The organism is Streptomyces viridochromogenes (assembly GCF_001270495.1).
Classification (GTDB): Bacteria; Actinomycetota; Actinomycetes; order Streptomycetales; family Streptomycetaceae; genus Streptomyces; species Streptomyces viridochromogenes_A.
On sequence record NZ_LGUR01000136.1, the window covers coordinates 1 to 331 of the forward strand.

The 331-nt window shown below is 70.4% G+C and carries 1 protein-coding gene; it reads left to right on the forward strand.

Annotated elements, in window-relative coordinates; all coding sequences use genetic code 11:
- Positions 1–331: acyltransferase domain-containing protein (locus ADK36_RS15335; protein ID WP_159391159.1), on the forward strand; the 331-nt coding region annotated here is incomplete at both ends.

Genomic DNA, 331 nt, shown 5'->3' on the forward strand with positions numbered 1-331 from the left:
CGCCGGGTTGGCTGGTCAGGCGGGTCGCCTCGCCTCCTACCTCCACGAACACCCCGACACCAGCCTCACCGACATCGCTCACGCCCTCGCCACCACCCGCAGCCACCTCCCCCAACGCGCCGTCATCCTCGCCACCGACCACACCCACGCCATCACCACCCTGACCGCCCTCGCCCAAGGCGAACACACCCCCGACGCCATCACCGCACAAGCCGCCCCGGTCACCGGCCGACAGGTATGGGTCTTCCCCGGCCAAGGCGCCCAATGGGCCGGCATGGGCGCCGACCTCCTCGACACCTCACCCGCATTCGCCCAGAAGATGACCGAATGC